This window comes from Caballeronia sp. dw_19 (assembly GCF_018449515.1).
In the GTDB taxonomy this organism is placed as follows: Bacteria; Pseudomonadota; Gammaproteobacteria; order Burkholderiales; family Burkholderiaceae; genus Caballeronia.
This window is the reverse complement of sequence record NZ_JAAVUQ010000040.1, coordinates 18,395-43,431: the sequence shown is the minus strand read 5'-3', so window position 1 is coordinate 43,431 and position 25,037 is coordinate 18,395. Positions and strand designations below refer to the sequence as shown.

28 protein-coding genes and 2 pseudogenes are annotated in these 25,037 nt (G+C 59.9%); 8 read left to right on the top strand and 22 right to left on the bottom strand.

The features are described 5' to 3' along the window. Positions 1–70: 70 nt before the first annotated feature. The 5 genes and pseudogenes from HB376_RS33740 to HB376_RS33720 all read right to left on the bottom strand — a co-directional run bounded on the left by HB376_RS33740 (position 71) and on the right by HB376_RS33720 (position 3,955). Positions 71–1,243 (bottom strand): metallophosphoesterase, encoded by a 1,173-nt coding sequence (locus tag HB376_RS33740; protein WP_213767995.1) that lies wholly within the window; start codon positions 1,241–1,243, stop codon positions 71–73. A 391-nt stretch (positions 1,244–1,634) separates the two neighbouring features. Then, positions 1,635–1,940: a DUF4148 domain-containing protein gene (locus HB376_RS33735; RefSeq protein WP_213767994.1), complete on the bottom strand. Its 306-nt coding sequence runs from the start codon at positions 1,938–1,940 to the stop codon at positions 1,635–1,637. Positions 1,941–2,177: 237 nt separating this feature from the next. Continuing rightward, complete coding sequence (locus HB376_RS33730; RefSeq protein WP_213767993.1) at positions 2,178–2,879, bottom strand: nitroreductase; 702 nt, start codon at positions 2,877–2,879, stop codon at positions 2,178–2,180. Between the two features lie 174 nt (positions 2,880–3,053). Beyond that, positions 3,054–3,164, bottom strand: a pseudogene (locus HB376_RS41835) (acetyl-CoA hydrolase/transferase C-terminal domain-containing protein); the annotation flags it as partial. A 266-nt stretch (positions 3,165–3,430) separates the two neighbouring features. Then, entirely contained in the window at positions 3,431–3,955 is a 525-nt protein-coding gene (locus HB376_RS33720; protein WP_213767991.1) for a hypothetical protein, read from the bottom strand. Positions 3,956–4,278: 323 nt separating this feature from the next. On the opposite strand from HB376_RS33720, the gene HB376_RS33715 reads away from it, so the two are divergent. Continuing rightward, on the top strand, positions 4,279–4,800 hold the full coding sequence (locus HB376_RS33715) for a DUF6572 domain-containing protein (protein ID WP_213767990.1): 522 nt from the start codon (positions 4,279–4,281) through the stop codon (positions 4,798–4,800). 389 nt (positions 4,801–5,189) lie between these two features. Here HB376_RS33715 and hfq read toward each other — a convergent pair. From hfq to HB376_RS33645, 14 genes and pseudogenes are all read right to left on the bottom strand, one after another. After that, positions 5,190–5,399 (bottom strand): annotated as a pseudogene (hfq, locus tag HB376_RS41410) (RNA chaperone Hfq); the annotation flags it as partial. Between the two features lie 89 nt (positions 5,400–5,488). Continuing rightward, a complete protein-coding gene (locus HB376_RS33705) occupies positions 5,489–5,848 on the bottom strand; it encodes a hypothetical protein (RefSeq protein ID WP_213767988.1) in 360 nt (119 codons plus the stop codon). Between the two features lie 160 nt (positions 5,849–6,008). Next, positions 6,009–6,233: a hypothetical protein gene (locus HB376_RS33700; protein WP_213767987.1), complete on the bottom strand. Its 225-nt coding sequence runs from the start codon at positions 6,231–6,233 to the stop codon at positions 6,009–6,011. A gap of 178 nt (positions 6,234–6,411) precedes the next feature. Beyond that, positions 6,412–6,981 carry a TetR/AcrR family transcriptional regulator gene (locus HB376_RS33695; protein WP_213767986.1) on the bottom strand — a complete coding sequence of 190 codons (570 nt, stop codon included), beginning with the start codon at positions 6,979–6,981 and terminating at the stop codon, positions 6,412–6,414. Between the two features lie 244 nt (positions 6,982–7,225). After that, positions 7,226–8,554, bottom strand: coding sequence for an LLM class flavin-dependent oxidoreductase (locus HB376_RS33690; RefSeq protein WP_213767985.1), 1,329 nt, complete (start codon positions 8,552–8,554; stop codon positions 7,226–7,228). A 204-nt stretch (positions 8,555–8,758) separates the two neighbouring features. Next, entirely contained in the window at positions 8,759–9,142 is a 384-nt protein-coding gene (locus HB376_RS33685) for a DUF427 domain-containing protein (protein WP_213767984.1), read from the bottom strand. 317 nt (positions 9,143–9,459) lie between these two features. Then, the gene (locus HB376_RS33680) at positions 9,460–9,756 is read right to left on the bottom strand and encodes a YciI family protein (RefSeq protein WP_213767983.1); all 297 of its coding nucleotides are present in this window, start codon (positions 9,754–9,756) and stop codon (positions 9,460–9,462) included. Positions 9,757–9,781: 25 nt separating this feature from the next. Continuing rightward, on the bottom strand, positions 9,782–10,066 hold the full coding sequence (catC, locus tag HB376_RS33675; RefSeq protein WP_213767982.1) for a muconolactone Delta-isomerase: 285 nt from the start codon (positions 10,064–10,066) through the stop codon (positions 9,782–9,784). A 30-nt stretch (positions 10,067–10,096) separates the two neighbouring features. Then, positions 10,097–11,431: a TIGR00366 family protein gene (locus HB376_RS33670; RefSeq protein WP_213767981.1), complete on the bottom strand. Its 1,335-nt coding sequence runs from the start codon at positions 11,429–11,431 to the stop codon at positions 10,097–10,099. Positions 11,432–11,511: 80 nt separating this feature from the next. Continuing rightward, entirely contained in the window at positions 11,512–12,471 is a 960-nt protein-coding gene (locus tag HB376_RS33665) for a 3-hydroxyacyl-CoA dehydrogenase (RefSeq protein ID WP_213767980.1), read from the bottom strand. Between the two features lies 1 nt (position 12,472). Then, positions 12,473–13,174, bottom strand: a complete 702-nt coding sequence (locus tag HB376_RS33660) for an SDR family oxidoreductase (protein WP_213767979.1) — start codon at positions 13,172–13,174, stop codon at positions 12,473–12,475. 18 nt (positions 13,175–13,192) lie between these two features. After that, positions 13,193–14,251, bottom strand: a complete 1,059-nt coding sequence (locus HB376_RS33655; RefSeq protein WP_213767978.1) for a cyclase family protein — start codon at positions 14,249–14,251, stop codon at positions 13,193–13,195. Between the two features lie 57 nt (positions 14,252–14,308). Continuing rightward, on the bottom strand, positions 14,309–15,052 hold the full coding sequence (locus HB376_RS33650; protein ID WP_213767977.1) for an IclR family transcriptional regulator: 744 nt from the start codon (positions 15,050–15,052) through the stop codon (positions 14,309–14,311). Between the two features lie 422 nt (positions 15,053–15,474). Continuing rightward, the gene (locus HB376_RS33645; protein ID WP_213768032.1) at positions 15,475–16,608 is read right to left on the bottom strand and encodes an acyl-CoA dehydrogenase family protein; all 1,134 of its coding nucleotides are present in this window, start codon (positions 16,606–16,608) and stop codon (positions 15,475–15,477) included. A gap of 228 nt (positions 16,609–16,836) precedes the next feature. Here HB376_RS33645 and HB376_RS33640 point away from each other — a divergent pair, with 228 nt between their 5' ends. Together HB376_RS33640 and HB376_RS33635 are read left to right on the top strand one after the other, a co-directional pair. Continuing rightward, positions 16,837–17,910, top strand: coding sequence for an AraC family transcriptional regulator (locus tag HB376_RS33640; RefSeq protein WP_346730631.1), 1,074 nt, complete (start codon positions 16,837–16,839; stop codon positions 17,908–17,910). A 61-nt stretch (positions 17,911–17,971) separates the two neighbouring features. After that, positions 17,972–18,169, top strand: a complete 198-nt coding sequence (locus tag HB376_RS33635) for a hypothetical protein (RefSeq protein WP_213767975.1) — start codon at positions 17,972–17,974, stop codon at positions 18,167–18,169. Positions 18,170–18,174: 5 nt separating this feature from the next. On the opposite strand, the gene HB376_RS33630 is transcribed toward HB376_RS33635, so the two are convergent. Continuing rightward, positions 18,175–18,831: a hypothetical protein gene (locus HB376_RS33630; RefSeq protein ID WP_213767974.1), complete on the bottom strand. Its 657-nt coding sequence runs from the start codon at positions 18,829–18,831 to the stop codon at positions 18,175–18,177. Positions 18,832–19,299: 468 nt separating this feature from the next. Between HB376_RS33630 and HB376_RS33625 the strand changes: the two genes are divergently transcribed. The 3 genes from HB376_RS33625 (at position 19,300) to HB376_RS33615 (ending at position 22,240) form a co-directional block, all read left to right on the top strand. Continuing rightward, complete coding sequence (locus HB376_RS33625; protein WP_213767973.1) at positions 19,300–19,557, top strand: helix-turn-helix transcriptional regulator; 258 nt, start codon at positions 19,300–19,302, stop codon at positions 19,555–19,557. Continuing rightward, a complete protein-coding gene (locus tag HB376_RS33620; protein WP_213767972.1) occupies positions 19,557–20,909 on the top strand; it encodes a type II toxin-antitoxin system HipA family toxin in 1,353 nt (450 codons plus the stop codon). Before HB376_RS33625 ends, HB376_RS33620 begins: the two co-directional genes overlap by 1 nt. Before the next feature lie 299 nt (positions 20,910–21,208). Then, positions 21,209–22,240, top strand: a complete 1,032-nt coding sequence (locus HB376_RS33615; RefSeq protein ID WP_213767971.1) for a DUF2891 domain-containing protein — start codon at positions 21,209–21,211, stop codon at positions 22,238–22,240. A 36-nt stretch (positions 22,241–22,276) separates the two neighbouring features. Here the strand turns inward: HB376_RS33615 and HB376_RS33610 are convergent, their stop codons facing one another. Continuing rightward, the gene (locus HB376_RS33610) at positions 22,277–22,597 is read right to left on the bottom strand and encodes a YnfA family protein (protein ID WP_213767970.1); all 321 of its coding nucleotides are present in this window, start codon (positions 22,595–22,597) and stop codon (positions 22,277–22,279) included. 60 nt (positions 22,598–22,657) lie between these two features. Then, complete coding sequence (locus HB376_RS33605) at positions 22,658–23,743, bottom strand: alpha/beta hydrolase (protein WP_255631709.1); 1,086 nt, start codon at positions 23,741–23,743, stop codon at positions 22,658–22,660. Between the two features lie 240 nt (positions 23,744–23,983). Here HB376_RS33605 and HB376_RS33600 point away from each other — a divergent pair, with 240 nt between their 5' ends. Both HB376_RS33600 and HB376_RS33595 read left to right on the top strand, forming a co-directional pair. Beyond that, entirely contained in the window at positions 23,984–24,766 is a 783-nt protein-coding gene (locus tag HB376_RS33600) for a DNA/RNA non-specific endonuclease (protein ID WP_213767969.1), read from the top strand. Continuing rightward, positions 24,759–25,019, top strand: a complete 261-nt coding sequence (locus tag HB376_RS33595; RefSeq protein ID WP_213767968.1) for a hypothetical protein — start codon at positions 24,759–24,761, stop codon at positions 25,017–25,019. The genes HB376_RS33600 and HB376_RS33595 overlap by 8 nt, the downstream gene beginning before the upstream one ends. Positions 25,020–25,037 lie beyond the last annotated feature (18 nt).

Sequence of the window (25,037 nt, the reverse complement as noted above, 5' to 3'; positions counted from 1 at the left end):
GAGCATCCCCCGCTGAAAATTCTGATCACGCTCATGGCTCAGTAAAGTCGGCCTGTATTTCCGCAGCCTGTTAGGCAGGACGCGCGCCACTCACGTTCACCAAACGCAAACGGGTAATTTCAGACGGGGCGCCAATGCGTATTGGCGGTCCCCAATACCCCGTGCCGCGGCTGGTATACACCCACAAGTCGTTGAGCTTTTCGAGTCCGGCAACGAAAGGCTGCTGTAACCGGACGAAGAAATTCCAGGGCAGAAACTGACCGCCATGCGTGTGGCCGGACAATTGCAGCGTAAACCCTGCCTTCGATGCCGCCGGTGCGCTACGAGGCTGATGGGCCAGCAGCAGACGAAACGCGATGTCGGCTGGTGCGCCGAACATGGCTTTAGCCGGATCGCTTTTGTGGGCCGGGTCGAAACTGCCCGCGCCGTAGTCGGTCACGCCGGCCACGACTGCACGCGCACCGTCGTGATCAACAATCACGTGTTCGTTAAGCAGCACTTTCAGCCCAAGGCGGCGGAATTCAGCAATCCACTTGTCCGCGCCGGCGTAATACTCGTGATTGCCGGTGACCAGGAACGCGCCATGCCGCGCCTTCAGGTCGGAAAGTGGCCGCGTATGCGCGGCAAGATGCGGCACCGAACCATCGACCACGTCGCCTGTTACCGCGATTAGGTCTGGCGACAACGCATTGACCGCAGCCACGATCTTTTCGACGTAATGACGCTTGATGGTCGGGCCCACGTGGATATCGCTGATCTGCACGATGGTGAAGCCATTCAACGCGGGAGCCAGGTTCTCAATAGGCACATCGACGTTCTTCACCCCGGCACGCCGCCGCGCGCTGTAGATGCCGAACAGGGTCACCAGCACGGCGAGCAGCGGCACGCCAAGCGCGCTCCAGGCGATGAAACCAGGCCAGCCGCTCGTATCCTTTTGCACGCTGCTGATCAGGTGCAGGACCAGCAATACGATATCGCGGAGAAAAGTCAGCCCCAACAGTGAGGAGAAGAACCCCATGGTGAGCAGGCCGATCCACGCCAGACGATCGGACAGCGGTTGCTGACTGATATTACGCGCAGCCATGCCGAGCGGAATCAGCAAGCAGGAAGCTACGAGTGCGAGCACTGCGAGCCATCGCAGCGGCGCGCCAACGGGTGCAACCGGAATCAGGCGCACGCCGATATATACGTGAAACAGAATCCCGATACCGATGACGCGGATAAAAAACGCGGAACGTCGCATAGACCGCCTGGTGGAAGATAAAGCCGGTAGGTTGAACCGAGATTGAGACCGGCGACCCGCTACGTCGATACGTTTGACCGTCTGAGCGTCCGTCAACAAGCCCGGCCCGAAGCGGCATCCGATTCTACCGGTTCAGCAAAAAATCTGCCGGTGCGTAGCCGCTGCCAAAAGGCTCGCAACGTGCATGCCATAAAGGATTCGCAAGGCTCGCACTTCGTGAACACAGCGGCAAGCATGACAAGCCACTGCATGGAACCGCAAAAGAATCTGCGCTTTGCCAGGAACCCCACGCGGACGAATTGAAGTGCCGCGAATTCGACGCATTGGAAAAAAATAACCCGCTTTCAGCGGGTTATTTTCATGCGATCACAGTACGTCCAAAGCTTGGCGTTCAGGGCGCAGAAGCTGCCTTGGCTTTCTCAGCCGCCGACTTTTTCTCCGCATTCTGGATATTTTGCGGATAGTTGGTCTGGTCACCGCCTGGCTGGTAGCCGTTCTTTTCCAGATCCTTCAGTTCGGCGTTCTTCTTGGCGCGGGCGGCCTTGCGGGCAGCCTTGCGTTGCGCCTTCTGCACCTGCTTAGGTGTGGAAGCACCCGTGTCGGTAGTGGCGGTTTGCGCCATCGCGACGGGGGCGGTCAACCCGGCAATTGATACTGATACGACGAGAGCCATTGCAGCCATGCGGATTCGGTACATAACGAGATTCTCCACGAAAAGCGGTTTTTTTGGTGCGGCAGCGCCATGGGCGTCCACCGCGTTTGTCGTGCTGGACCTGCATGCTTCGCTACGTGCCAGATATTCCCACACTTACGACCTTGTTCGCGAGCCATCGGACACGCGTGGATATCTTAACCAACTCTTTGTAAAAACGTGTAGCACATCCGTAAGAACTAAATCACAAAACCCCTGTTTTTTTCGATACCGGTCATGCCGTTACGTCAAAAACCGAACGAAGTCGTCGACCTCTTCGCGTCTGCTGACGAGCGCATTCTCAGGTTGCGACAGATCTGCGTAACCGATGCTCATGCCGCACACCACGATCTCGTTGTCAGGCAGTGCCAGATGTTCCGCGATGATCCGGTGATAGCGGTTGAACGCGGCCTGCGGACAAGTATCCAGCCCGAACGCGCGCGCCATCAGCATGACGCTCTGCAGGAACATGCCGTAGTCGAGCCATGAACCCTGCTCCATGCTGCGATCCGTGACGAAAATCACGCCGACCGGCGCGCCGAAGAATTCGAAATTGCGGCCAAGCTGGGCCTTCATGCGGGTTTTATCCTCGCGCGTTATTCCGAGCAGCGAGTACAACGACCAGCCGAGTTCGCGCCTTCTGTCGATAAACGGCGAGGTCCACTTGCGCGGGTAGTAAGCGAATTCTTCCTCGTGCAGCTTGTCCGCCTCGGGATCGTTGTACACGGCAAGGATCTTTCGCGAGAGCGCATCGCGCGCATCGCCGGTCAGCACATAAGCCTTCCACGGCTGTGTATTGCTGCCCGACGGCGCACGCCGGGCATGATCAAAGATCTGGCGCAGGGTGGTTTCGTCGACCACGTCAGGCAGGAACGCGCGAATGGAGCGGCGCGACATCAGCGCCTGCATCACGGTCACAGTGCCGGTTGCATCGTCGTTATTCATTAAAGCCCTCGTCTCGGGATTACATGCCTTAAGCGCACTGTGCCTGCGCCCAAGCGTTCGCCGGTTACTTTATCGCGAGCACGCCGAACGCGCCCGGCGTGCTTGCCTGAAGCACGTGTTCGCCAGTTCGACGACTTCATCGGCGCTGCCGTTCAGCACCGCGCGCAGCATGTAGAGGTCCTTTTCGATGGTCGAGTTGACCGAGACAAAGTTGTCGTTGCGGGAGATCTTGTGGGGATCGTCCACATAGCTGACAGGATAACTTTCGATGGAAGGGTTATCGTTGGGCAACGCCCTTTAAACAAGAGGCAGGCTACGCGCAATGCTTAAAAAAAATCCATCCGGCTTGCGCCGAATGGATTTTTTAGCGATAACGCATGGTCGCGGAGGTACCTTGATTGCCGCGTTACCGCGCTTCCGTAGAAGCTCGAAATCAACCGGTTTTACCCGGGCGATTCGCCGTTCGTCATCCAGCGGGGATCTGAATCACCAACGAAGTACAGATGATGAAGTTTCGACGAATTGCCGGCTATCGGAGGAATCCGACTGCTTCAGTTAAGCGCTTTTCCTGAACCCAGCGAATTCGGGTTCGAGAGATCGACCAGCACACGCGTACCCGGAACAACCGTGGCGGCAGCCGCTGGCGAATTTGCCTGCACCGTCAGTACGTCGCCTTGCGTGTCCTTGAGCGTCATCAACCCGCCGTCGACGCGCGCCACGCTGGCCACGACCCGGCTACCGTCCGGCGAAGGCACGGCCGCCAACGATGATGCATCAAGCACTGTCAGCCTGACCGCGCGCTGTGCCGAACCTACCACGTTCGTGCCGGCTTTCAGTTTGTCGAGGTTCGGCACGTTGTTGCCGACCTGGAACGCTTCCGTGCCGCCCTGCGCGTTAATGACCGTGACTTGGTGCGTAACCATGTCCACCGACTGTACCCGCCCGCCAACACGCACTGACGTGGTGCCGTCGATAGTCGTGGCAAACGCGCCCGCCGTTACCATTACCATTGACGATGCGGCCGCGATCAATGCTGACTTGATTGACCAAAGGGACTTAGTTGACTTCGATTTCATGTTGTTACTCCTGCCGGACAAATAAGGTTCCGCTCGTGCGCTGCCCGATCTAATCGCACAAACTATTTAAATAAAGTGAACCCAGTTTGTTTTTCGAGATGGGACCTGTCAATCAATCCCACTTCTTTTTAGGTATCCTCCTATTTCAAGATCGGAGTTTGATCTGCGTACCAAAACACTCAATTTCGGAGCTTGTTGGAAGTCGTCAGGCCTGAAGGTCGTACACTGTTGCAATCATGCTCCGCGTACTTATTTAGGATGACGCAGTCCATTACAATAGGCACCTGCAATCTTTGCCCGGCATCGGGCGCTGGGGAAATACCATGTCTCTTCTCGACGTGGACACTATCGATTACGTCGGCGTGAACATTTTGTTCAAGCGCGTGTACGTCGGCATTTTCGACGACCTCGACTGGGACGACGAAGCAACGCATTTTGCGCTGCTGACCAAAAAAATCGATCGTTACACGCAGTACATCCGTTCTGGCCAGTTACTCGCGGCTTACCCTCGGGTGCGGGGTTATCCCGTGATTATTGAATACGTCGCCATGCGACCGATGACCCGCTCCGCCGAGGTTTTTTGGAAGACGCGCGAGACGCTTATCCGCGCGAGCGGTTTTGACGTCCGGTGCCGTACCGTTGACGTGCGGCATGCGCTGGCCGCAGATGCCGGGGCGAAGGTGAGCGACGCTGAAGTTGCTGCTGACACGCGGCTGGAATCGGTTGTCAACGCGCTCGATCTCGCTACGCGGCCAGCTCCTGAAGAGAAGCAGCGCGAAGACATCGTGCATACCGGGCGGCGTGCAGTGCTGGTGATGCGCAAGAAAACGTCCTCGGGGCGATGAGAACGTCCGAGCGGACCTGGTAAGCGCCGTCGGGCGGCACGCCAGATTGCGACAAAATGGTGACAATCAATCGAAAAAAGGCGAAGCCCAATTGGGCTTCGCCTTTTTTTCCATGTTCTGCGGTAAATTCGGGCCGGCGCAGCAATGTTCGCCGCGTTCCTGTGCATCCTTCCCAGGCCTTCAGCGGTCCGTCGGTCCCGCGAACCTGAACCGGCTTTTTACGTAGCAACCGTGGTTCATACGCCGGTTTCGTCCTGGCGCATGAATCGGGCATTTCATTCGCCGCCCATATTCGTCGGCAAGCGCCGTTTATGGGAAATGGCGACGGGACGCTTTGAGTCCGCGTCCCGCGGAGCGCCCGTGCGTGCCGCGCCCGCAGTAAATGCTTTGCCGGTGTCTTCCTGGATGGTCGAAATCGAGTGCTTGTAGACCGCCTGGATACCGGCGGCTGAACTCAGCATGACCAGATACTGGTCGAACGATTCGATGTGGCCAACCAGCCGTACCCCGTTCACGAGAAAAATTGCGACACGCTTGCGCTCTTTGCGGGCGGCGTTAAGCACGTCGCTCTGACTTTGCTGCTGGGGTTCTGTAGCCATTCTCTTTCGACCTGACGTTAGTATTTCAGACTGTTCCGGCAGATATCCGCCGGAATCTTGATGCATTACACAGTGCGCAGCCGCGGGACTCACATTGAGTCCCGGAGAAACAGCTTGCGCTGACCGAATGCTACCGTTTCTCGCCGCTCGGTAACACCATGATGCCAGATGGCGGCGCCGCGCACCGTTTGCTCCCATTCGAGCAACGCCGCTCCCGGGAGTTCAAATTTCGCACGAAAAATCAGTTTCCGAATATTCGCAAGCCCGATAAAAACACCGGCACTCATGTATCCGATACTAACCCACTGGAATATCGAGTGGGCGTGGCCGTTGAAGACGAACAAGATCAAAACCGGACAAACTATCGCCGGCCGGCGCCGCGCAGCGCAACGGGCAACGTCGGGCAACTTCCAAATGATCGCTGAGAAATCCTGCAGGCTGAGCTGCATCGAACATGCGGTCGACCGGAGCGCGCGTTCCCGGGCAATCCGCCATTCGAACGGCGCAAGAGGTTAAAAAAGGCCGTCACGCCCGGTTTCCCGAGTCGCAACAGCCTTTTGCGTTCGCCACCGGCTAACACGGGTGGTGCCTGGATTCCAGCGTCCGGCGTTATTGAGCGGGGGTTACCGGCTTCTTCTTGTGCTTGAAGAGATGGGGCTTGCCTCTCGAACTTCCCGGCGTGGAGCTATTGTCACCCCCGGTGGTCGGACCGGCCGTTGCAGCGCCATGCGCGTTGCCGCCGCCTGAACCACCGTTGCCGTTGCCCTGCGCCGCGGCCATGCCGGACGCGCCAAGCAAGACTGCGGATACGCAAATCAGGTTAAGCAATTTCATCGTCAATCTCCAAAGAGCACGATTCAGCATTCGATTGCCGGCCACCCGGATCCATGTTCGATGACCGACCGGCAGACAACGGGTCGAATGTAATGTAATGCACGCACCGCTTCAAGAATTGTTTCCATTAAACCGGTATACGCCCTTCTGTAGCGCTACGCGCGTCGACGCGTGTCCTTCAAGCCGGCGGCCCTGGCAACAAGGGCATCAGTTGCCCTGCGACGCTGTCCAGGATCTCCTTCGACAAAGCCGGGTCAGAGACCGCTCTCGCCAACCCGATCGCGCCGAGACAGGCGCTCAACTGCAGCATTGCGCGGGCGCGGCGCTCGGCCGGGTCCGCGATATCGAGCAAACCCTCGGAGAATGCGAGATTGTGCTTGACCCTTTCAGTGAATACCTCACGCGTGGCGTCATTGCTGCGCCCGACATCACCCAGCAGCGCGCCCAGCGCACAGCCTTGGCCAGGGGCATCCCGATGCGCCTCGCTCAGGTAATCGCGTACCGCCTGCGCGAGGTTTTCTGCACGTCCTTCCCATACGTCCAGGCTTTTGAATGCAACCTCGAGCGCTTCGGTCACGAGTTCGTCGCGCGATTCAAAATGCTTGTAGAAACCGCCGACTGTCATGCCGGCTTCCTTCATGACGTCGGCAACGCCAATGCCGTCCAGCCCAAGTTCCCGGAAGCGTCGTGCCGCCACATCGACGATTCGCTGATGCGTAGCCGCCTTCTCTGCCTGTGAATGTCCCATGACCTTCGTTTGTCCTGTGATGGGGTGACTATAGGCACCCTACAGGCACCCCCGGGACATCAATCTTAATGCAGAACCGGAATGGCACAGGCGCGCTCCGGCTCGACGCAGTATTCGTTGCCGCTTGCCTGTTCGCGCCATTTTCCACCATACGATGGAATCATATTCAGGCATGCGAAACAAATTGGCGAAAAGAAACGTTTGTTTCCCGATGACGCCTCAGCCAGACAGCGTCATCCGTTCTTCATGCCTTGAAAAAACGGTTCTCGGGCCTCGGCAATCCAAGATTCTCTCGCAGGGTGACGCCTTCATATTCACGTCGAAAGATATCCCTCGCCTGCAGTTCGGGCACGACCTTGTCGACGAAATCGTCGAGTCCGCCCGGCAGATAGGGGAACATCACGTTGAAACCATCCGATCCGTCCTCCACGAGCCATTGCTCCATCTGGTCCGCAATCATCCTGGGCGTGCCGACCATTTCAAGCCCCGAATAACCGCCGACCCGCTGCGCAAGCTGGCGGATCGTGAGATTGTCGCGGCTAGCCCAGTCGATCACGCGCTCGCGGGCACTTTTGCTGGCGTTGGTTTCAGGTATCTCGGGCAACGGCCCGTCGGGATCGAAGCCTGAGACATCGTGACCAAGCATGATCGAGAGCGAGGCGATGCCACTGTCGTAATGAACAAGGCTATCGAGGCGCGCCCGCTTTTCTAGTGCTTCGTCCAACGAGTCACCGACCACAACGAACGCCGCTGGCAGAATCTTGAGATGCTCGGGATTTCGCCCAAGTTTCGCCATGCGTCCTTTGATATCGGCGTAAAACCGCTGACCGTCTGCTAGCGTGGTCTGCGCGGTAAATACCGCTTCCGCCGTCTCGGCCGCGATCTGCCGCCCCGCTTCCGACGACCCCGCCTGCACGATGACCGGCCAGCCCTGCACGGGTCGCGCAATATTGAGCGGCCCACGCACCGACAGGTTCTCGCCCTTGTGGTTCAGCACATGCATCTTGGCGGGGTCGAAGAACATGCCGCTTTCGACGTCGCGAATGAAGGCGTCGTCAGCCCAGCTATCCCAGAGACCGGTCACGACATCGAAGAACTCCCGGCCCCGCCGATATCGCTCGCCGTGCTCCACATGTTCTTCCAGACCGAAGTTGAGCGCTGCGTCCGGGTTGGCCGTGGTGACCAGGTTCCAGCCAGCGCGCCCACCGCTCAAGTGGTCGAGCGAGGCAAAGCGGCGCGCGACGTGGTAAGGCTCGTCGAACGTGGTGGACGCTGTCGCGATCAGGCCGATGCGCTCGGTCACCGCCGCAAGCGCCGACAACAATGTCAGCGGCTCGAACGATGTGGCTGTGTGACTTCGCCTCAACGCCTGGCTAGACATGTTGAGCACGGCTAGATGGTCTGCCATGAAGAAGGCGTCGAAACGACCACGCTCCAGCGTCTGCGCAAAACGCTTGAGATGGGCAAAATTGAAGTTGGCGTCCGGGAATGCACCGGGGTAGCGCCAGGCTCCAGTGTGAATGGTGGCCGGGCGCATGAAAGCGCCGAGCCGCAAGCGGCGTTGGGGGGTCATGGGATTCCGTTCCAGCGTTGATAGGAGTGCCTCGACGGCCAAGGCAAACGCTGCGCTCGTGACGTCATCGATAAAATACGTCGAATGGCAAAAGCGTGCACGAACGGCTATCGATCAAGGACGGCTTGGTCAGTCTTTTGTCTTTGGGCAAGCGTGTGGCGTCGCCGATGCATGCGGCCGCGCGGGCGACGCCGCATGCCTGTGTCAGCCGGCCGGTTGCACGTCGAACTTGTCTACCCGATCCGTATAGAAAGCCAGATGGTCCTTGATCTGTGCGACCGCGGGATAGGTGTCTTCATAGGTCCATACCGCGTTCACGGAACGTTCGCCACCCAGCGGGATGCTGTAGTACGAGCAGTCCCCTTTGTACGGGCAATAGGTCGCGTGGTCGGTGCGCTGCAACAGCGACATGTCGATGTCCTTACGCGGAATGTACTGAACCGCCGGATACGACGCTTCGCGCAACGTCAGTGCCTCGCGGGTATCTGCAATGACACGCCCGCCGATCGTGACGGTGATCCGCGCCGGGTTGGGCTCGATCGTGATGGGGTGATCGGGGCCGGGAATCCTGACTGTTTTGGTCTGCATGGCTTCGTGCTCCTTGAAGCAAGGGTGAACGGACTCAGCGAAGTGAGATAGTCGTTACCTACGAATACTGCAGGGTATCGGAAAGCGCGTTTTCTTGCCGTGCACCCGCATGTTTGCGCGTCGGTACTACCGCCTTGGCAGATCGGCCGCCAGGACAGGATGCTTGCGTCAAGAAACAGATAAGCCGCAGCGGCGGAAACACGCGCGGAACAGTCAGCCAACAGAAATGATGTTGAAAGAATTGTTTGGCTTGCCGAGCCTCACGCTGCTTGCCGGGTCGAACCATGACGAGCCGCATGAAAGCAATGCAGCACGGCCTATAAATAACCCTTGCCGTCTACATAGGCCTTGCGCCAGCGTGTAATCGTCACGCGCTCGAATAAACCGGCAAGCGCGAACGGGTCGTTCGCGATGAAACGTTCGACTTCCTCACGCGTCTCGAGGTCGACTACATACAAGCCGCCGCCCGCGTTACTGCCGTCGTCCTGGAGTTTCGCGCCGCACGCAAGCAACAGTGCCTTGTTCGCTTCGAGATAGGCCAGGTGCACGTCGCGCTCTTGAATGCGCACCGATGCGTGACCGGGCTTGTCCCACGTTTCGATAATGAACGCCATGACACTCCTTTTATCGAACTCGGTTCTAGTTCTGCGCGATAGCCGACGGATGCTGCGCAAGCGGCGTGACCTGGATCGCCATGTAAGGAAAGAGCGGCAGCGAGCTAAGCAACGTATGGAGCTCGTCGTTGGACCCGACGTCGAGGACGCTGTAGTTCGCGTACTGCCCCGCCACGCGCCACAAGTGACGCCACTTTCCTTCGTGCTGCAGTTTTTGCGAGAACGCTTTCTCGTCGGCCTTCAGGCTATCGATGAGCTCGGTGTCGGCATCGAGGGGAATCTGTACCACCATATGAACCAGGAACAACATGATCGGACCTCCGGAAGATGATTGAACCGCCTAGCCCCACGAAAGAATCGCGACGGTATAAACAATACCGATCCAGAACATCATGATGACGGTATAACCCATGATGTCCTTCAGCTTGAGCTTCGACAACGCGAGCGCCGGCAGGATCCAGAACGGCTGGATCAGGTCGTTCCAGGCGTTGCCGAGCATGACCGCAGTGGCCGTATGCCCCACGGACGCGCCAATCGCCTTCGCCGCCTCGATCATGAACGGCCCCTGGATGACCCAGTGACCGCCGCCTGAAGGTGCGAAGAAATTGATGAAGAACGAGCTGATGAGGCCCCAGAACGGCAACGTATGCGGCGTCGCGATCTTGACGAAGAACTCCGAAAACGTGTTGACCAGTCCCGACGACGCCATGATCGCCATGATGCCCGCGTAAAACGGATATTGCAGGATGATGCCGCTGATCGTGCGGATGCCTTCGTTGAGTTTCTCGACGTAACGGATCGGCGTGCCCAGCAAGATGATGCCGAGAAACAGGATGATGAAGTTGATGAGGTTCAGATCCATCGTGCCGCCGCCGTGGAAATACAGCACCACGTAGACCACGCCGATCAATCCAATCAAGCCGCTCAGCAACCGGCTGTTGTTCAGGCGGCTGGCGAACGTGTGTTCGTCGCCGGCGTCGGCGGGAGCAGCCGCTTGGGCTGCTCGCGTGCGCTCTTCGAGCGTGCGGTCGATCTCGGTCACAGGCTGGCCCGGCTTCGGATGCAGCCACGCATTGAGCAAGGGCAGCGTGATCAGCACGACCAGGCTGGTCACGAGCATGGTCGGAGAAAAGATGGTTTCCGAGAGCGGAATCACGCCCATCTGCGCTTCCATCGGGTGACCTTTGGTTGAGATGAGCACGGGAATGCTTGCCGATAATCCGAGACCGTAAAGCGTGAAACCGCTATAGGCCGACGCAATGATCAAAGGGTAATGCACGCCCTTCACACTGAGCGCCAGCTTGCGCGCGACAATGCCGCCGATCACCAGCCCGAAGCCCCAGTTGAGATAACTGCCGATGCCGCCCACCAGCGTGGCAACAATGATCGCCATACGCGGATCATGCACCCGCATCACGATGCGATCGAGGAATCGCTCAGTCAGCGGTGCGGTCGCGAGCACGTAACCCATCGCCAGAATCACGGCCATTTGCGTGGTGAATGCGAGCAGCGTCCAGAAGCCCTTGCCCCAGCTTGTTGTCAGCGCCACGATGCCCTGGCCCTGCACCAATACGGCAAGGACCATGGTGAGAAGGGTCAGCCCGATCGCAAATACAAACGGATCGGGCAAATACTTGCGCATCAGTTCAGTGAAGAATCCCGTTATTTTCTGCATTGCAATGTCTCTATCGTATTATTTAGTTAAGCAAAATTTTTAGTCACGTTCTCGCCGCAAAGAGGCCGGTAGCCCGGCTCTCAGGAATCGTTGCCTGAAGCCGCCAACCGCCGGTGGCGGGCCAGCGCCATCAATGCGCGGTCGCGCCATGCCACGCGTTCTTCCCATTGTTCAAGCGGCACCGCTGCGCGCCTTGCCGCAGCCACCTTCTCGACCAGCTCCGGTGTCCACGGATCGTGTTGGCCGCGTTCCGCGCCCATCCGTTCGTATGCTGGCCCCATCTTCTGCGCGTGCGAACTGATGCCGCCGCGCGTATTCAGGTCCACCGTTTCGAATGGTCCGATCACGGACCACCGCAAGCCGAGGCCGTCACGCATGACCGTGTCGATGTCCTCGACGGTCGCAACGCCGTCGCGCACGAGGCAATACGCTTCGCGCAGCACGGCTCCCTGCAGCCGGTTGAAGACGAACCCCTCGACTTCTTTCGATACCAGCACGGGTCGCAGGCCGGCATCGCGGAAAAGCTGAAGCGTACGTGTTGTGACGTCAGGCGCGGTAAAAGGCGCGGGCACAATCTCGATCACGGGAATCAAGTAGGGTGGATTGCCCGGATGCGCAATCAGACAACGATGCCTGCCGGCCAAGTCATCAACAAAGCTTGATGCCGTCAAAGCCGATGAAGCACTGGCGAAGATCGCCTTCGCGGGCGCGGCAGCATCGAGTTGCGCAAACAGCGCGCGCTTGATGTCCACCCGCTCGGGTGCGCACTCCTGCACGAAATCCGCGTCGGCAACCGCTATTTCTATGGACGCTGCCATCTGGACCCGCGCCGCCACGGTGTCGGCGGCTTCGTCGAGCAATCCAAAACGCGCTAGTTCATTCAGGCGCTGCCCGATCTCTCCCGGTGCAGCATCGCGGCGCGACACCTCTGGATCGAACAGGCGAACGGGCCATCCCGCGCGCGCAAACACCACGGCGAACGCAACGCCAATGCTCCCCGCCCCCACGATCGCCACACGCCGGATATCAGCCGTGCTCATCTCAGACTCCCGCCACGCCGACCGTCATTCCGCCACATACATAGAGCACCTGGCCGGTGACAAAACCGCTGCGGGCATCGAGGAAATAGGACACGGCATGCGCGATATCTTCCGGCGTGCCCACGCGTTTCACCGGCACGCTTTCCACAATCGCCCGCGTACGGGGACTGTCCGGCGGGTTCGCGCGATCGAAGAGCTCAGTGCGGATCGGGCCAGGGCCAATCGCGTTCGCCGTGATGCCATGACGGCCGAGTTCGAGGGCCCATACGCGTGTCATGCCGATCAACGCGGCCTTGGTCGCCGAGTATGCAGTGCGTAGTTCCTTGCCCAGCGCCGCGCGCGAAGACATGTTCACGATACGGCCAAAACCCGCGGCCTGCATGCCCGGCAGCAGCGCCTGCATGCACTGCATGGCGCAACGCACGTTCAGGGACCACGCGAGCTCGAGTTCTTCGAGACTTTGCTCACCTGCGCCGGCCGGTACCACCACGCCGACATTGTTGACCAACCGCGTGATCGGGCCTCCCGCGAGCGCCTGATCGAGTGCCTTCGCGGTTGCTTCGGTATCCGAAAGATCAGCGATAAACCCGCTGCCCACCCGGTCAATCACAACGGCTTCGAAGCCGTCTGCTTCACAGCGTTCGGCGCAGGCCGCACCGATTCCGGCCGCGCCGCCGGTAATCAAAACTCGTTCTCGTGTCATATCGTGTGCTTTATGAAATCAGACGGTTGCGATCGGCGTCACGGGCGAACCCATTGCGCCCGGCAGACGCAGCGGCGGCGCCGTGAGCATGAAGTGTGAACGAGCGTTGGCACGCAACCATGCCGCCAGATCGCGCAAATACCAGAGCTCGCCGAGCGGTAAGCCGAGCTTGAACAAACAATGATGATGCAGCGGCATCAGCGGATAGTGACCTTCCGCCGGACGCGCCGGATAACGTTCGACCGCATAGTTATCCGCCACCAGCGCGGCAATGCCCGAATCGGTCAGCCACTGCAACAGCCGCTGGTCGCGGCCGTCGAGTGCGCAGCACTGACTGTTGAGCACGGCTTCATCGGGATGACGGTTCATTTCCAGCACCAGTTCAGCGAACCCGGTGCGCAGCAGCAGCATATCGCCGCGATCGATCTGTACCTTGTCTGCGTCAATGGCGAACATCAGGTCGTCGTAACCCACGGTACGATGCTCGCGCCCGTAATGCGCCACGAGATCGACAAGAACGCCGCGTCCCTGCATGCCCTTCACTGCGAGATTTTCGATACCGAGCGCTTCTGCGTGGCTATGTTCGTTACCACAGACGTGCGGCGCAAACGCGTCGTCGCGACGGTATTCCATTGGCCCGACTATGTCCGTGTTCGCCTTGTAGCCGTTGTAGTAGACGCTTTCCGCCACGCCGTCGCCGTCGGCGTCGAAGAGCGCGCCCACATGCGCAAGCGAGTCCCATTGGGTGGAATATTGCAGGCTCATCAGAACTTGATCGTCGCTGACCACGTCGGTCGCCTGCTCCTCCAGGCGCGCGAACGGAAAGTTCACATAGGACAGGCCATCCTTGGTCGTGGGCCGCAAAACCGGAGGATGGCGACGCACATTCAGCTTGCTGTCGCCCGGATAATCGAGCGGCAGCGACAGGCAGAAACTCAGGCCCGCACGAATCTCGCGCGCACCTTTCAGCACTTGTTCCGTGGTGATCAGGTTCGGTCGTCCGAGTTGATCGTCGGGGCCGAAATCGCCCCAGTTTGAACCGTCAGGCCGGTTCTTCCAGCGCCTCTGATCCTGCATGTTCTTCTCCTTGCACGACGTCTTGAGCCGTCGGCGCGACCAACATCATCACAGCCGCTAGCCGATCAACGTCTGCGGTATCCGGTCGAAAATATCGAGGAGCGCCGTGACCGCGTGCTCCTGGTTCTTCAGCAAGCGCGCCTTCGGGCCGCCGATAACAAGCGCGAACGCTTCGCCGTGGATCGAGAATCCCTTCGCCAGGCCTGCAACGTCCTCGACGTTCTCCCCGGTCGAACGATGCCAGCCAAGCGTCACGCCCTGTTCCACTTCAACCTCCAGCGCCGCGCGATCGATCACCGAACCGTCCGTCGATGCGCTCAGCGGCTCGCAATTGTCAAGCAGGCGCCGGCGTGCATCCACCGGCAACGCGCCGAGCAGCGCCTTGCCTGCCGCGCTGGCGTGGACGTACATGAAGCCGCCAGGTTCGTCGCTGTAGCGAATCTTCTGGCGTGATTCCATGACGTCGAGATAGACAACCCGAGTGCCCGCGAGCGTCGCGAGCGCAGCTGTTTCGCCCGTCGCGTCACGCAACGCTGTCAGCAACGGCTGGAACAGCAGCGTCAGCGGGTCCTCGCTGCAAATGTCGCGAGCGACATGCAACAAGCGCTGCGTCGGGTAATAACCCGCTTTTACGCCCGGCGCGTAGAGATAACCCTTCGCCACCATCGTCTGCAAAAGCGCATGACAACTCGACAAAGGGATTTCGGTTCGACGCGCAATCTCGCTGTAGATCATCGGCTGCCGGACTTCGGCAAACAGGTTGATCACGTCAAAGACGCGCACTGCAGTTTTCACATCCATGACAACATTATCGGTATATCGATAACTTCAACGCAAGAGGTTTGGGGTATACACCTATGAATGTGCCCCTGCTCACCGCCTTCTGGTCTGAACAATTCCTGACGAAGCCTGAAGAAATCAGCCGCCGACTATCACGAGAAACAGATTGCCTCTTTCATTGTGCGGGCGATTGTTAAATAGATAGCTATCCTTATAAATATCCTCGTTCTGGATTTGATCATCGACTCCCCGGGCATTCGTTTTCTTTCCAGGATCGAAATACGACGACCGGTGAGAACCTGCAGGATGCGAGCGGTGAGCCTATCCGGGAGCAATAAAAAGCGGCGAAGCCTTCATACAAGGCTTCGCCGCTTTCGAACCGTCTGAACTGAACACGTCGATCAGCGTGGTTTGGACATCGTCACACTGAATCTCCGTGCACTCTAAAGCTGCCGCGCGATCACCATGCGCTGCACTTCGCTCGTGCCTTCGTAGATCTGCGTGATGCGAGCATCGCGATAATGACGCTCGACCGGATAGTCTTCCAGATACCCATAACCGCCGTGAATCTGGATAGCCTGCGAGCAAACCCGCTCCGCCATCTCCGACGCAAACAGCTTCGCCTGCGACGCTTCGCTCAGGCACGGCAAACCTTCGGTGCGCATGCGCGCGGCGTGCAACACAAGCAGACGCGCCGCGTTCAGGCTGGTCTGCATATCGGCGAGAAGGTTGGCTACCGACTGATGCTCCTTGATCGGCTTGCCGAACTGCACGCGCTCATGCGAATAAGTGCGCGCTGCGTCGAAGGCCGCGCGCGCAATGCCCACTGCCTGCGCCGCGATACCAATTCGCCCACCCTCCAGATTAGCCAACGCGATCTTCAACCCTTCGCCGCGCGCCCCCAGCAAGTTGGCCGCAGGAATCGTACAGTCCTCGAGTGAAATCGGGCAGGTGTCCGAGGCGCGGATGCCCATCTTGTGCTCGGGCCGCCCGACGTTGAATCCCGGTGTATTCGTCGGTACGATGAATGCCGACAAACCCTTTTTCCCAAGCTCCGGATCGGTAACGGCGAACACGATCGCCATGCCCGCGCGCGCGCCGTTCGTCGTGAACTGCTTCGCGCCGGAAAGCACCCACTGGCCGTCGCGTTCGATAGCGCGCGTCTTCAAATTATTAGCCTCCGATCCGGCTTGCGGCTCGGTCAGGCAAAACGCGCCGATCATCTCGCCGGTTGCCAGTTTCGGCAGATATTCAGCTTTTTGCGCTTCAGTGCCGAACGCCAGAATCGGTCCGCAGCCGACAGAATTGTGCACGGCCATCAGCGTGGAACACGAGGCACAACCCGCCGCGATTTCTTCGATAGCCAACGCATACGCCACGTAATCAGTGAACGTACCGCCCCACTCCGCGGGCACGATCATGCCAAGCAAGCCGAGCTCGCCGAGTTGCCGCACGACGTCGTCCGGCAAGGCGGCATCGCGGTCCCACTGGCCCGCGTGCGGCGCCAGCACTTCGGTGGCGAAATCGCGCGCGGCGTCACGGATCATGCGTTGGTCATCGGTCAGGAAGCTGTCGATCATGATGGTCTGGCTCGTGTGAAATACAGGGGAACGCACTGGGCTTACACTGCTGCGCTTAGGCGTGAAGCGAATGGCAAATTGCCTCACGCCAGATTCTAGGCGCGACGCGCCCGTCTGCCGATGCCTGAAACGATCAAGCTTCCTGAGCGAATGCGCCACCTAGTGACTACCCCAACGACTACCCCAACACCGAAAAACCCGCATGTTCAACGGCCCCGGCCGGCCGTGACCGCGGCTCCGCCCGCTCCCAGGACGCCGCGTGGCCAAGGCAACGAACGCGGGACCATAGCGGGAGATTTCGTCGAAGAAGCACTGCGGTGCGCCGAGCGTCGTGGCGTGGCACGCGTCGCGTTACTGGAGCGAGCGGGCATCAACCCCGCCACGCTCGCGGCACCGCTCGCCCGCGTATCGGCGGCGCAATACGGCCGCTTGTGGAGCGCCGTCGCAGATGTGCTCGACGATGAATTCTTCGGCCAGGACAGCCATCCGATGCGCCGTGGCAGCTTCGCGCTGCTTTGTCATGCGGCGCTGGGTTCGCGCGACGCTGGGCAGGCGCTGACCCGCATCGCGGGTTTCCTGCGGCTGGTGCTGGACGACCTGCGATGCGAAATCGACACCGGCCCCACGCGCGTAAGAATTCGCCTCGTCGACACCGGTATTGAAACCCGCTCACCCCGCCCGATGTTCGCTTACGCAACCGCGTTCATCATGATCTATGGTTTGTTGTGCTGGCTGGCCGGCCGTCGCATTCCGGTGCTGGCCGCGCATCTGCGCTGCCCGGAACCGGCGGCAGCCGCCGAATACCGGCTGATGTTCTGCGACGCAATGTTCTTCGACCAGCCCGCGTCGTATGTCGATCTCGCGCCGGACTGCGTCATGTTGCCAGTTGTTCAGACGGCCGCCACGCTGAAGGTTTTCCTGCGCGAGGCGCCGGCCAATTTCATCGTGAAATATCGCAATCCCGATTCGCTCGCCGCGCGGATTCGCCGCAAATTGCGGTCGGCGCCGCCCATCGACTGGCCGGATAGCGAAGGCATTGCGGCGGCGCTGAACATGGCCGAAGCCACGTTGAGACGCCGCCTGAAACAAGAGGGCGAGACCTATCAGTCGATCCGCGATGCGTTGCGGCGCGATCTCGCCATCGCGCGGCTTGCCGACACGACGCAGACTATCGGGGAAATCGCGCATGCGCTCGGGTTCGCAGAACCCAGCGCATTTCATCGCGCATTCAGGAAGTGGACGGGGGTGCGGCCGGCGGCGTATCGCGGCATGCGTACCGGCGTCGACGCCAGTGCATGACAACGCACACACCGTCGCGCTGCTATAGTGAAATCTGCCGGTCCATTGAAGGAGCGTTGCCATGCCGCAAGCGAAAACACCACCGCACAGCAAGCCGGAAGCGCCGGTAGACGCAAATCATCGCGAGGCCGCCCTGGACGAAGCGCTGGACGAGAGTTTTCCCGCAAGTGATCCGGTCGCGATCTCGGTCGACCATGAACCTGCGCCCGAGCCGAAGCCTCGCAACGATCACGACAGCCACGGCAAGCGGACGCGTTAGCCGCTCTAGTCGTCCAGACCGGTCAGTAGCAGGGCCAGCTTCTCCACATGCTGCATCAGCATTGCCCGGTGTTTGTCGATCTGCTCGATCCGTCCGGCAAGATCGGCCTTCACCGGGTCGTCCAGTTTTCCCGACACGCGCAAATCCTCCGCCTTCGCATTGATGCCATCGAGCTGGACCATCGAAAGCTGTCGCTCCACGCGCCGCAGGTCGGCCAATAACAGGTCGCGGTTGCGCCGGAACATCTGGTCCCGCCGATGCGTCTCCACTTGCTGGAGCGCCTGGTCGGCGATGCGCCGGGTCGCCTCCATCTGAGAGAGGAGCGGCTCCGGCCCACGCAGGACGGGCCGCTTGGGCGCCGGGTGCGCATTGCCGCGAAAAACGGCAGCGGGCGTTTCCTCATCCATTGCGCGCTGGGTCTCGGGCGGAATGTCGCGCCGGTCGCGGCGCTCGTCCAGCCAGCGCGGCGGCAAGCCGGTGACGGTTTCCACCCCGCGCACGAACTCCTCACTGAAATCACGCCTTCCGGCCAGGATCAGTTTCATGTACGACGGGGAAAAACTCATCATGCGGGCAATCCTCGCGCCGCCAGCCGGCGAGCCTGCAAGCACATTCAGGTTGGCTTGCCACACGAGGTACAGCGTTTCATCGAAATCTTCCATGGGCTAGTCTCCAAGCAGACGGACTCGCAAACGCCGCGCAGCGGGTCACATGCGCTTGACGCTTAGGTCCTGGCGAGCCCGTCATCACGGCGACGAGCCGGATCGTGATCAGGGGCGTCGCCTAGGTGGGCATCTGACCGCAATCTTACCGTTATCTCAATAATGCGCGTTTTGTCTATGCAGGCGGTAAAAACCCGCAGAATCGACACAAAACGCGTGGTTTAAGGGCAACCCCGCGTGAAAAGAAGTGCGCGGAATTGAGGACTCAGGAAGCGGAAGCTAGATCCACTCAGTCTGCTCAACACTCGGCATCGTGCGATGTCGGAGCGGCTTGTGAAAAATATCTCTCACACGAATAAATGACAATTATGCGTGTGACAGATAATTGCCGAATATCTGCCACACAAATAATTGACAAATATCTGCCAAACGAATAAATTGCGTTTATTCGTGTGAGAGATAATTGTCATGCAACAGACCATCGCAACGCCTTATCAGATGGGTCAGATTCTCGCGGCTGGCCGCCGGCGCGCGGGCCTCACCCAAGCCGAAGCGGCCGCGAGGCTTGGCATCAGCCAAAGTCGCATATCAACGCTCGAGACCGATTCCGGCGCGCTGACACTCAATCAGTTGCTGACGCTTTTTGGTGCATACGAGCTGCAACTCCTCGTTCTGGACAAGGATTCCTCCGCTCCACCCTCCCCCGCGCCTGCGCTGGAGTGGTAATGGCAGGACGCAAGCCACATTCCCGAGCACTCTCGGTATGGGTCAACGGCGTACGGATGGGCATCTGGCGCATCCCCACTCGCGGCCCGATGGAACTCGCCTATGACCCCGCGTGGGCCGCCTCCGACATTGGCCGCCCCCTTTCGCTGTCGCTCCCCATCCCGCTCGATAACGCCCCGCTCAAAGGCGAGCGCGTACTTAACTACTTCGACAACCTGCTGCCGGACAGCGAAGCCATTCGAAAGCGAATCGGCCAGCGATTCCGGACGGATACGCTGGATGCATTTGATCTGTTGCAGGCCATTGGCCGGGACTGCGTCGGCGCGGTCCAGCTTTTGGGCATCGACGAGCAGCCCACCGGTGTCGAACAGATCGATGGCACCCCGCTCAGTGAAGGGGAAATCGAGACACTCCTGAACCAGACTGCGGGCAGCGGCACCTTTGGCCCCCAGGACGACGAAGACGACTTCCGGATTTCCCTCGCCGGCGCGCAGGAAAAGACGGCGCTTCTCTGGCACGAGGGCCAGTGGATGAAACCCCACGGCGCCACGCCTACCACGCATATCCTGAAGCTTCCACTCGGCCTGGTGGGCAACCGGCGCGCGGACCTCACCACATCGGTGGAAAACGAATGGCTGTGCATGCATCTCCTGCAGGCCTACGGCGTACCGGTCGCTGAAACGGAGATCAAGACCTTCGGCAAGCAACGCGTGCTGTGCGTAAAACGCTTCGACCGCCAGATGCACTCAAGCGGCAAGTGGATCTTGAGGTTGCCGCAAGAGGACTTTTGCCAGGTGATGGGGCTGCCCTCGCACAAGAAGTATGAGAACGAAGGCGGCCCGGGCGTGATCGATCTGGCGCAAGTGCTCCAGCAGTCCGAGACGGCTAGGAAGGACGTTGAAACGCTGCTGACCACGCAGATCCTCTTCTGGCTGCTGGCGGCCCCGGACGGGCACGCGAAGAACTTCAGCATCCGGCTTCTCGCGGGCGGACGGTATCGACTGACTCCGCTTTATGACGTCATGTCCATCTGGCCGGTCGAGGGGAAGGGAGCGAACCAGTGGTCGTGGTTCAGGGCCCGGCTTGCCATGGCTGTGTCGGGCAAGAACCGCCACTACGCTTTTCGCGATATCCAGCGCCGCCACTTCAACGCAATGGCGCCGCGATGCTCGTATGGACAGGATGCGGAGCCGATCATCGAGCGGCTGATTGCACAGACGCCCGGTGTTATCGAGCGTGTGTCGGCTGAGCTGCCGCAGGGTTTTCCGGCCAAGGTCGCGGACCGTATCTTCGAGGGACTGCGCAGGACCGTGGCCGCACTCGACGCGATGCCAGCCAGGTTAGTTGCCTGAGCGTTCCAACGAAGCCCACCGCACATCGGTGAACAAGTTTTTGTCAGAAAACGAATTGAGCGAAATTTCGCAAAACCTTTTTCAGCTTTGAATTCCCATTGGATCAACGGTTTGCAGCCAATGGGAAGCATGAAACGTTCAGAACGAACCTTACAATTTTCAAAATTGAAAGAATTTATTCATTACCCTAAGTAACCGAAAACAGTGCCCTGGCACCGTGTTGCGGCTCTCCATTCATGCGGCCCCTGAGCCGAAGTCTTTGCCATAATTGCGGACGCCTGGTTTTTCTGGAGAACCGCATGAACCCGCAGTCCCATCAAACGCAGCACACGCTCGATGCCGCCCTGGCATCGAAATTCGCCCGGCTCGCACTTGGCCACCTCACCCGCGAATACCCGAACAAGCTCGACCACGTGATGGGCAGCGCCGCCGATGCACAAGGCCCGCGCGCCCTCCATCCGATCTTCTACGGCAGCTTCGACTGGCACTCGTGCGTGCACGGATACTGGTTGATCGCGCGGCTCGTCGACCGCTTCCCCGCGTTACCGGAAGCACCGGAAATTCGCGCGTTGATCGACTCGCATTTCACCGCTACCAACGTCGCCGCCGAAGTCGCGTACTTGCAGCGTCCGGAGGCACGTGGTTTCGAGCGTCCGTACGGCTGGGCGTGGCTGCTCTCGCTTGCTGGCCAGCTTCACTCGATGCAGTCAGCAGAAGGCCAACGCTGGTCCGTGGCATTGGCGCCGCTTGCGCACGCGTTTGTCGAACGTTTCACGGAGTACCTGCCGAAATTGACGTATCCGCTGCGGGTGGGCACGCATTTCAATACGGCGTTCGCGCTGACGCTGGCTATCGGTTACGCACGTCAGGTGGGTGACACGGCGTTCGAAACGCTGATCGCCGATACCGCGCGCCGCTGGTATCTGAACGATGCGGGTTGTCAGGCGTGGGAACCGGGCGGCGATGAGTTTTTATCGTCGTCGCTGATGGAGGCTGAATTGATGCACCGAGTGTTGCCCGCAGCCGAATTCGCCGGCTGGTTCGACCGCTTCCTGCCCCGGTTGGATGCGAGCGAACCCGCGACGTTGTTCGTGCCGGCCACCGTGACCGATCGCAGCGACGGCAAGCTCGCCCACCTCGACGGCCTGAATCTCAGCCGCGCGTGGTGCCAGCGTTCACTCGCACGTGGGCTGCCGGCGGGCGACGTGCGTATCGGCTTGCTTGACGCCACAGCGAACGCTCACCTTGCAGAAGGCCTGGCGCATGTGGCGGGTGACTACATGGGCGAGCACTGGCTCGCGACGTTTGCGTTGCTGGCGCTGGAGGCCTGACCGGTTCGACGCCTAGCGTCGCTCCGGCCTGCGATCTCACCCGCGCGGCTGAAACGCGATCACGCTCATGCCGGCCAGCGCGATCGCGACGCCGGCAAGATCCCAGCTTGTCGGGCGAATCCGTTCGACGATCCATAGCCACATGATCGCCACGGCGATATACACGCCGCCGTACGCGGCATACACGCGGCCGGCGGCGCTGGCATGCAGGGTAAGCAACCATGCGAAGAGTGCGAGCGCCAGCGCACCGGGGATAAGAAGCCAGGGCGAACCGCCCTCCTTCAACCATCGGTAAGGGAAATAGCAGCCCACTATCTCGGCGATGGCGGTCACGACATACAGCAGGAACGTCTTCATGGTTTCGTGTGCACGAGGGATTGACCGGTGGTTTCTATAAGCGGTTCTATCAACGTCCGCTCAATTGCCATTCTCACCAAGCGCAGCCAGCCCGGCGAGCAACGCCTGATGAAACGCGCGCGGGTCCTGCATCTGTGGCGCATGCCCCAACTCCGCAAACTCGACCAGCTTCGCACCGGGAATCGCCTCCACCGCGCGTTTAGCCAGCTCCGGATAACGCCCGAGCGTCGGCCGGATCTCCGGCGGCGCGAGATCCTTGCCAATCGCGGTTGTGTCCTTATCGCCGATCAGCAATAACGTCGGCGTCCTGATCTGCCCGAATTCATACACGACCGGCTGCGTGTAAATCATGTCGTAGAGCAAGGCCGAATTCCAGGCGACCACGTCCTTGCCCGGCCCGCGATACATTCCCGCCAGCATCTGCACCCACGGCTCGTAGCGTGCGTCCCAGTGACCCGCGTAATACGTGGCTTGCTCGTATTTGCGAATGCTGTCTGCGCTGGTCTTCAACTCGCGCGCGTACCAGTCATCGATCGAAATGGACGGCACGCCCTTCGCCTTCCAGTCCTCCAGCCCGATCGGATTCACCAGCACAAGCTGCTCGGTCTCTTGCGGATACATCAGCGCATATCGCACCGCAATCATGCCGCCCGTGGAATGCGCGACGAGCGTCGCTTTCTTCACGCCAAGCGCCGCAAGCAACGCGTGCGTATTGCGCGCCAGCTGCTGGAACGTGTACTGATACCGCACCGGCTTGGTCGATTTGCAAAAGCCGATCTGGTCCGGCGCAATCACGCGGTACCCCGCGTCGGTGAGCACGTCGATGCTCTCCTTCCACGTCGCCGCGCAAAAGTTCTTGCCGTGCAGGAGGACGACGGTCCGTCCGTTAGGACGCTTGGGCGCGACGTCCATATACGCCATGCGTACGATTTGCCGCTGCGATGAAATCGCGAACCGGCCGACCGGATATGGATAGTCGAAGCCCTGGAGTTCGGGGCCGTACGCAGGCCCGTCGTTGTCGGACGGTGCCGGAGATGAAGCGACCGATGGCGAGGACGCGGGCTCATCGGCGAAAGCGGGCGATGCAATCGATACGGCTAAAGCTAAAACTAAAACAGCACAAAGCATGCGGCTAATCGAAGTCATGGGCGCGGAAGCTCGCAAATGGAAAACAAGGGAAAAATCAGCAAAGTCGGATGGGACCGTCGCGGCCCCACGATGCACGCATGCGCGCGGCGACGGCGGGGGAATTTTATCGCGTGCGCGTTTTGCGTGTCTTGGCCGCCGACAGCATGGATACCGTCGATACCACCGATCTCATCGTCGCGTGATGGTCCCCAGCGCCTTATACTCCCGCCTCGACGAAACCCAACTCCCGCACGCCGCATGAAAATCCGCTTCACGCTTTTTGCACCGTATGTTGCACCATTACTGGCCGCGCTCGGCGCTACCTTGTCCCTCAACGCCTTCGCGGCCAACGACTGTTCCCAGTTCAGCCCCGGTGGCCGCGCGCCCATTGTCGCCAATGCGAAGATGCGCGTCTCGACGCAGCAACTCTGTTACTCCGACTTCGCTGTCCTGCATTCCGGCGTGACACACGGGCCGTTGTGGTCGGCGGAACACTTGACGGCGGAGCACATGGACGATGCCCGCGACAACACCCGGACCAACCGTTTTTTCGTCGATAAAAAACTGCCGCCCGGCAACAGCGCCACGCTCTCGGACTACAAGAAGAGCGGCTACGATCGCGGCCACATGAGCCCGGCCGGTGATCGCTGGAATAAGCAAAGCATGGCGGAATCGTTTTCGCTCGCGAACGTCGTCCCGCAAAATCCATCGAACAACCGGCGCATCTGGTCGCGCATAGAACAGTCCGTGCGACGGCTGGTAGAGCAATCCGGCGATGCCTACGTGGTCACGGGGCCCCTGTTTTCCGGACGGCAGTTGCAGACTATTGGTGAGTCGCATGTGCTCGTGCCCACGCAATTGTATAAGGTAGTGTATCTACCGGGCCGCGACCTGGCGTTCGCCGTGGTGGTCGACAACACGCCGACGAACGAATACACGGTCAAGACGGTCCATGAACTTGAAGCCATGAGCGGGCTGCAATTTCCAGGCATTCCGGACACGCTGAAAGACCAACGCATTGGAGGACTGAAAGGTGTTTAAGCCATTTGCCAACGATACCGATACGCTCAACATCAACGGCGACGCACTCGTGATAGCCAACGACACCGCGCGCCTCTCCATTTCCGGCGACCTGGAAATTGCACGCGACAAGACCGGCTTGAGCACGGCGCTCGCGCTGCAAAAGGCGGTGAACGCTATCGTCGATGCCTTGCAGAATGACGCAGGCTTACCCGTGAAACTCGCCGATGAACCGCCAAAGCCAGCGGGCAAGACGGATAATCCGTTCATCTGAGTGTTAAGAAAATTGGCC